This window comes from Pedobacter sp. AK013 (genome assembly GCF_014205835.1).
Lineage (GTDB): Bacteria > Bacteroidota > Bacteroidia > Sphingobacteriales > Sphingobacteriaceae > Pedobacter.
In genome coordinates, this window is record NZ_JACHCQ010000026.1 from 97173 (window position 1) to 103670 (window position 6498).

Consider the following 6498-nt stretch of genomic DNA (forward strand, 5'->3'; position numbering starts at 1 on the left):
ACTTTAGCAAAATTGAAAATCATTTAATAACTGTGAAAAAAATCTTAATCACTGGTGGTGCGGGCTTTATTGGCTCTCATGTAGTTCGCCGTTTTGTTAACAACTATCCTCAATACGAGATCGTCAACTTAGATAAATTGACCTATGCAGGTAATCTGGCTAACTTAACCGATATTGAAAATAAACCAAATTATAGATTTGTAAAGGAAGACATCACAGATGCGACTGCGATGTTCGATTTGTTTAAAACCGAAAACTTCGATGCGGTTATTCACCTGGCAGCAGAAAGCCATGTAGACCGTTCTATTTCGGATCCGACAGCTTTCGTCTTTACCAATGTAATTGGTACTGTAAATTTATTGAATGCGGCTCGCGAATATTGGAAAGGTGATTACGATAAAAAACGTTTCTATCATGTAAGTACCGATGAGGTTTATGGCGCTTTAGGTGAAACAGGAATGTTTACAGAAACCACTGCTTACGATCCGCATAGCCCTTATTCGGCATCAAAAGCGAGTTCAGATCACTTTGTACGTGCTTATCACGATACCTATGGTATGGACTGTGTCATTTCTAATTGTTCTAATAATTATGGCTCTCATCATTTTCCTGAGAAATTGATTCCATTGGCCATTAATAATATCAAAAATAACAAACCTGTACCCGTGTATGGTAAGGGTGAAAATGTACGCGACTGGTTATGGGTAGAAGACCATGCCAGAGCAATTGACGTGATTTTCCACAATTCGAAAACAGGAGATACTTACAACATTGGCGGGCATAACGAGTGGAAAAATATTGATCTGATCAATTTGCTTTGCACCATTATGGATCAAAAGTTAGGTCGTGAAGCTGGAGAATCAGCTAAACTGATCACCTATGTAACCGACCGCGCAGGGCATGATTTGCGTTATGCTATTGATTCAAGCAAGCTGCAGAACCAACTGGACTGGGTACCAAGTTTGCAGTTTGAAGAAGGTTTAGCCAAAACGGTAGACTGGTATTTACAAAATGAAGACTGGTTAAACAATGTAACCTCAGGCAATTATCAATCTTATTACGAACAACAGTACAGCAGTAAATAATGGAAATTGAACAAACGGGATTAAAAGACTGTCTGATTATTAAACCAAGGGTATTTGAAGATCCAAGGGGTTATTTTTTTGAAAGTTTTAATCAGAATACCTTTGAAGAGAAAACGGGTTTATCTGGCAGATTTGTTCAGGATAATCAGTCTTATTCTTCATATGGTGTAATCCGTGGTCTACATGCCCAGACCGGAGAATTTGCACAGGCTAAATTGGTTCGTGTAACGAAAGGTGAAGTATTGGATGTTGCGGTAGATGTTCGACCAAGTTCACCAACTTATGGCAAACACATCGCTGTACGTTTAAGTGCAGAGAATAAACTGCAATTATATATCCCTAGAGGTTTTGTTCATGGCTTTTCTGTATTGAGTGAAACCGCAGAATTCTTATACAAATGCGATAATTTTTTCAATAAAGCCTCAGAAACAGGTGTGATCTATAATGATAAAGATCTGAATATCGATTGGTTGATCCCGGAAAAAGATCAGGCTGTTTCTGATAAAGACCTGCTTTTAAAACCATTTGCCGAACTAAAGCATATATGAGTAAAATATTAGTAATTGGTGCTGGCGGACAGTTAGGCCAGTGTTTGAAGGTGGTTGCGGAGCAAAGAGGAATTACTGAAATAATTTTTCCAGCCGAGCAAGATGCCAACATTTTGAACCAAAGTGGTTTAAATGAACTCTTAGCGAAAGAAAAACCTGCTTATGTGATCAACTGTGCTGCCTATACGGCTGTTGATAAAGCAGAAGATGAGGTTGACCTGGCAAAAGCCATTAATGAGACAGGTGCAGCCTATCTGGCTTCGGCTTGTTTGGCAAATGGGGCAACACTTATACATGTATCTACCGATTTTGTTTTCGAAGGAAATGAGGTTAAATTGCTAAAAGAAGATGATGAAGCAAAACCAATTAATGTTTATGGTGTAACCAAACTGGATGGAGAAAAAGTAGTTGTTTCAACACTGCCTGCTCATTTCATTATCCGCACCAGTTGGTTGTATTCTGAGTACGCTAACAACTTTGTAAAAACCATGCTTAAACTTGGTTCCGAGCGTGATGAACTGAATATCATTGCCGATCAGGTGGGCACACCCACTTATGCGATCGATCTGGCAAATGCCATTTTTGATATTGTAAGTTCTTCATCTACCGCTTATGGTGTATATCATTATAGCAACGAAGGTGTAACCAGCTGGTTCGACTTTGCCAAAGCGATTTTCGATATTAGCAATACACAGGTAAAAGCGAATCCGATTCCAGGTTCGGCCTATCCAACAAAAGCTACAAGACCGGCATTTTCAGTAATGGATAAAAGCAAAATCAAGAATACTTTTAATGTCCAAATTCCGTATTGGAGAGATAGTTTGGTGGAATGTATAAAACAAATTAAAATACAATAAATAGCCGTCATATTTCATTTAGGACTATCATGACCAATGAACCAATGACCAATGAACCAATGACTAAAATATGAAAGGTATAATCTTAGCTGGTGGCAGCGGAACCCGTTTGCACCCCTTAACGCTTGCTTGCAGTAAACAGATGATGCCGGTTTACGATAAACCGATGATCTATTATCCGTTGTCTACACTGATGTTGGCTGGGATAAAAGAAATTCTGATTATTTCTACCCCACATGATCTGCCAAATTTCGAAAAACTGTTAGGTGATGGTTCTTCATTAGGGTGCAAATTTAGCTATGCGGTACAAGCCGAACCCAATGGCCTAGCACAGGCTTTCGTGATTGGTGAAGAATTTATCGGTCAAGATAAGGTAGCTTTAGTATTGGGTGATAACATTTTTCATGGTGATGGGATGGCCAAATTACTACAGGCCAGCGCTGATCCAGATGGCGGTGTAGTGTTCGCTTACCAGGTGTCAGATCCTGAACGTTATGGCGTGGTTGAGTTTGACGCTGATAAAAAAGCCATTTCAATAGAAGAAAAACCTGTTCAGCCAAAATCAGACTACGCAGTGCCAGGATTATATTTTTATGATAATGAGGTTGTTGAAATTGCTAAAAATATTAAACCTTCTCCTCGCGGTGAGTACGAAATTACGGATGTAAACCGTGTTTATCTGGAGCGTGGTAAATTGAAGGTTGGCGTATTAAGCCGTGGAACCGCCTGGTTAGATACGGGAACTTTTACCTCGTTAATGCAGGCGGGGCAGTTTGTACAAATTATTGAAGAAAGGCAAGGTTTAAAAATTGGCTGTATCGAAGAGATTGCCTACCGCATGGGCTTTATCAATGCAGAGCAGCTTAGGGCTATTGCTACACCTTTAGTTAAAAGTGGCTATGGTAGTTATTTGCTGAAGCAGATTAAATAATAAGTTCGATTTTAATTTAATAATAAATCACCATTCACTGCCGCTTGTTTTGAATGGTGATCTTTTTTAAGTGCATCACCGGTTCTTAGGGGTAATTTAATTCTCATCGAAGTATCGTCACCTCAAGCGGAGTGCAACATTGTTGGGAAGGCGAAGGTTCGGCGAAGATAAATCTATTCAGAATATCGTCACCCTGAACTTGTTTCAGGGTCCTTTAAGCGAGATAGATTTCTCAATTCCAATACGTCTAGTAGAGATGGCAATACTTTTATTGAGATCTGTCATTAATGGTGAAGCAAATGATGTCTGCGGACATATGTACAACTTTAACCACATAAGAGATATAAGTTCATTTAAACATTACGCTCCATCCAACGTTGCGTACTTCGCGCTTTCTCTTTATGTTCTTTGTGGTTAAAAAAATTAAGCTTTCTACATTTATCTTATATTTGCCCAATTACCAAAAGAAAAAATGAATAAAAAAAAGCAGATTGCCATTATTGGTTTAGGTTATGTTGGGCTACCCCTGGCTATCGAATTTGCTAAGAAATATAAAGTAATTGGTTTTGATACGAATGAGGAGCGGGTAGTAGAATTAAATCAACTACAAGACCGAACAAATGAAGCCAATCTGGAAGATCTAAAAACTGTAATTGCTGCATCGGAGTTGGGATTAACCCTGAGTGCCAATTTAGCTGACTTGGCTACCTGCACCATTTATATCGTTACTGTACCGACACCTATAGACCATCTTAAAAGACCAGATCTGCAACCTCTGCTTTCTGCCAGTAAAATGTTGGGCATTGTGCTTAAAAAGGGCGACATCGTAATTTACGAGTCGACCGTTTATCCTGGTTGTACCGAAGAAGATTGTGTACCTGTTTTGGAGAAAATATCAGGTTTAAAATATAATATCGATTTTTTCTGTGGTTATTCACCTGAGCGGATCAATCCTGGCGATAAAGTGAATACGCTTACCAAAATTAAAAAAGTTACCTCCGGTTCTAACTCTGCGGTAGCCCTGGAGATAGACCAACTTTACGCTTCTATTATCACCGCTGGTACCCATCTGGCCCCGAGTATTAAAGTTGCTGAAGCCTCAAAAGCCATTGAGAATGCGCAACGTGATGTGAATATTTCTTTTGTAAACGAATTGGCCCTAATTTTCGACCGGATGGAGATTGATACTGCAGATGTATTAGCCGCTGCCGCAACCAAATGGAATTTCTTGAATTATAAACCGGGTTTAGTAGGTGGACATTGTATTGGGGTAGATCCTTATTATTTAGCCCATAAATCGGAGGCTTTGGGTTATAAACCAGAAGTTATTTTATCAGGCAGGCGGGTGAATGATAATATGGGAATGTTTGTAGCCAATAAGGTAATCAAAATGCTGGTGGCCAAAGATAAAGTGATCAATGGCGCTAAAGCTTTGATTCTAGGTTTTGCCTTTAAAGAAAATTGTCCCGATACACGTAATACCAGGGTAATTGACATTTATAAAGAACTGAAAGCTTTTAGTATGGATGTTGATGTATATGATCCATGGGCTAATAGGGATGAAGTGAAAACGGAGTATGGCATCGAAATGATTGATGATGGTCAGTTTAAATATTACGATGCTGTTATCCTTGCCGTGGCGCACCAGCAGTTTTTAGACATTGATTATCGCAGTATGAAAGAAAAAGGGACACTCATTTTTGATACCAAATCTTTTATCGACAGAAATTTAGTGGATGCCAGGTTATAGGCACTTCGCTTCCAACATGCTGATTTTGGCTATGAGTAGGACCATTAACACCGTGCGTCATTCTCGCGCAGGCGGGAATCTTAATGGCAATAATCCGATAGCCATTGGATACAAGCCGGAATTGGGCGAGCCGAAGCAATCTCATTAATAGTGTTTTTACGATTAAGTCGTTCTACCTCGATCAATTCGTCATCGACCGTAGCGTTCCAAAGGAACTCCTTTGGAGGAGAAATCTTTGTCCATGCCACTGTCTTGCCTCGGCTCGCCGCCGCCGAAGGGCTCTTACTTTTTTCAGTTATGTATATATTTTATTGGCCTTCAAGCTTGCTTCGCAGGTTGGCTTGGCCCAAAAGTAACAAACCTGAGCGCAGCGAAAGCACGCCAGCCGTTAAAAACAACAAACGCAAAGGCATAACTGAAAGGCTTGCACCGTTTTTTATGTGATAATATTGTTTTTGTAGGTATAAAAGATTGCTGCGCAATTCTTGTAAAAACCTACGGAAATCTTAATTGCGAGAGTATCGAGGCTCTTACCATGGCTTATCCCCTGCACGCCCGCTTGATCCTGCCTTGGGCTGTGGGGTAATGATAGGAAGTGCACAGATTTCCCTGCTTTTTCCTGCGAAAATCTGCCAGGCCGATAGCATGGTGCAGAGACAGGCATCCGTAAATTGATCACTCTGAAACTATGAGGAGGGTGCGCAGTATCGTCATCTCGACCGTAGCGGAGAGATCTTTGTACTTTAATACGGTTGTCATCCGATAGCTATCGGATCCCGCGCAGGCCCATCGTGTGGACACATCTTTTTGAGTTTAATTTTTTAGGCGTTTTGCTAGCTTCCTTAAATAACACATTGTTTTAACCGAAGAACGCCGTCAATCCCAAGGGCCGGAGAAATCAAAAAAACAGGTGCAGAATAGAACAAATAGTATTGCCAAACCTAAAACGCAGTGGTTTTGTGTTCATAAACGCTAATTTAAAGTTTTAAAGAAGTATTGAACACAAACCCCGAAGGGCTCAATCAGCCCACAGAAAACACAACAAAAACTGATTAAACGAAGTGCCGCTGTTTTTTTGATGTGTATAGGATTGTGTAAAAGGCCCATTGCTGGATTGACAGAGCGCTTTGGGTACTTTGGCGCTCCAAAGTACCATGCCACCGCGGCATAGAGCGGAAAAAACAATGCTTGCTTAATTAATGTTTTCGAAATAAATGCCTTTTTATAGCTGGAAAGATGCTGAAATAAATTCACTGTTGTCCGGAGAAATATTTTTTTGTTTATAAAAAAGGGTAGCTTTAAGTCTACCCTTTGTAGTGTTATATTT

General features: G+C 40.0%; 5 protein-coding genes. All 5 read left to right on the plus strand.

The features are described 5' to 3' along the window. Positions 1-32 precede the first annotated feature (32 nt). Positions 33-1085: a dTDP-glucose 4,6-dehydratase gene (gene rfbB, locus HDC90_RS17345; RefSeq protein WP_184468617.1), complete on the plus strand. Its 1053-nt coding sequence runs from the start codon at positions 33-35 to the stop codon at positions 1083-1085. Further along, entirely contained in the window at positions 1085-1633 is a 549-nt protein-coding gene (rfbC, locus tag HDC90_RS17350) for a dTDP-4-dehydrorhamnose 3,5-epimerase (RefSeq protein WP_184468619.1), read from the plus strand. Before rfbB ends, rfbC begins: the two co-directional genes overlap by 1 nt. Beyond that, the gene (rfbD, locus tag HDC90_RS17355) at positions 1630-2490 is read left to right on the plus strand and encodes a dTDP-4-dehydrorhamnose reductase (protein ID WP_184468621.1); all 861 of its coding nucleotides are present in this window, start codon (positions 1630-1632) and stop codon (positions 2488-2490) included. The genes rfbC and rfbD overlap by 4 nt, the downstream gene beginning before the upstream one ends. A gap of 70 nt (positions 2491-2560) precedes the next feature. Then, complete coding sequence (rfbA, locus tag HDC90_RS17360) at positions 2561-3421, plus strand: glucose-1-phosphate thymidylyltransferase RfbA (protein ID WP_184468623.1); 861 nt, start codon at positions 2561-2563, stop codon at positions 3419-3421. Positions 3422-3893: 472 nt separating this feature from the next. Then, on the plus strand, positions 3894-5171 hold the full coding sequence (locus HDC90_RS17365) for a nucleotide sugar dehydrogenase (protein ID WP_184468625.1): 1278 nt from the start codon (positions 3894-3896) through the stop codon (positions 5169-5171). Positions 5172-6498 lie beyond the last annotated feature (1327 nt).

Bases quoted from the DNA above. Each gene is read 5' to 3' on its own strand.
- rfbC (WP_184468619.1), top strand. From the start codon at position 1,085: ATGGAAATTGAACAAACGGGATTAAAAGACTGTCTGATTATTAAACCA.
- rfbD (WP_184468621.1), top strand. From the start codon at position 1,630: ATGAGTAAAATATTAGTAATTGGTGCTGGCGGACAGTTAGGCCAGTGT.
- rfbA (WP_184468623.1), top strand. From the start codon at position 2,561: ATGAAAGGTATAATCTTAGCTGGTGGCAGCGGAACCCGTTTGCACCCC.
- HDC90_RS17365 (WP_184468625.1), top strand. From the start codon at position 3,894: ATGAATAAAAAAAAGCAGATTGCCATTATTGGTTTAGGTTATGTTGGG.